Genomic DNA, 1,216 nt, shown 5'->3' on the forward strand with positions numbered 1-1,216 from the left:
CGACTAAATTATTTCTTGATTACTTTAATCTTTCAGGTCTCGAGCAACTGCCGCCATTGTCAGAAATGCGTGATATTGACGCGGTAGCAAAAGATGTATCAGAGCAGTTGGAGTTGGCAGTAAGTCCATCTGAAAGTATTAATCCCATAGCTCAATAGTACGAACTAAGAACTAGCGCAAAGCTGTGCTTTCACTTTGTCATTAAACTTGTGCATTTATCTAAATAAGAAGAATTAGCAGTATGAATTACGAACAATATCTTTCAATGCGAAGCCAAGCTGAAGCGGTTGGTATGACGCTGCATCCAAATATTGAAAGACGATGTGTCGACGGTGTTTATGGCATGTATGCATCAGGCCCGATTGCCAAGAATGAAATTTTCGCGTCTTTGCCTCAATCAGCTCTTATGCCCATGGATATAGACTTTGATTATCCATTTGAATTAACGAATCAACTGAAAACTATTCATGTCATTGCGCGACGAATGTCCGGTCTGGCAGAACCTTGGTTTTACACTGATTCTTTTTATCCCTTGTCTTTTTTCAAAGAGCACAACGTTTACTACTGCACAAATGAGGAGTTGGAGACTTTAAAACGAGGCTCGCCTTTGCTGTATAAGTTTGCGCTTGCAGAGAAAAAATCAATTGCTCGCATGGTTGATGGTTTGTTAGAGCTAGATCCGCAACTGGATGCCGATACGCTAGCTCAAGTCGCGCTCAATTATAGATATCGTGCTTGGGGAGAATTCGGTTTTTTACCTGTGTTAGACATGTTCAATCACTCAGACAAAAAAGGGCGTTTGCTATCAACTAAAAAGCAAAATTTCTCATTTTTGGCAGGTAAAGATTATAAGCCTGGCGATCAAATCTGGATAAGCTATGGTGCGAAGGACATGTATTTGCATGCAATAAATTATGGCTACTTTGACCCAGATGCAGACCACGCTATTGATTTAGGGTTTCGTGTCAGCTCAGTTGCGAGTACTCCAGAACAGATCACCGCGATGAAGCAGCTGAGCAAAGTACTTAAGGTTAAAGTATATCCAGAGTCTAATCGTGCATTTGAGTATCAGTTAGAGCAAGGGCAAGGAATGATTCGTTTTGGCGAAGTCGATAAGTCCGTTATTACGTATTTGCATCACGAAGTATCGCCAAGGCTTCCAAAAAGCTCGAATAAAAGTGAGTTAGGTCGAGCCTCAAGAGCTAGATTGCTTGGC

1 protein-coding gene is annotated in these 1,216 nt (G+C 41.3%); it reads left to right on the forward strand.

Annotation, left to right across the window (positions count from 1 at the left end; all coding sequences use genetic code 11):
- Positions 1 to 241: 241 nt before the first annotated feature.
- The coding region (locus A3738_RS20920) for an SET domain-containing protein (RefSeq protein ID WP_156504385.1) at positions 242 to 1,216 on the forward strand (975 nt) is incomplete at its 3' end.

This window comes from Oleiphilus sp. HI0066, from assembly GCF_001635725.1.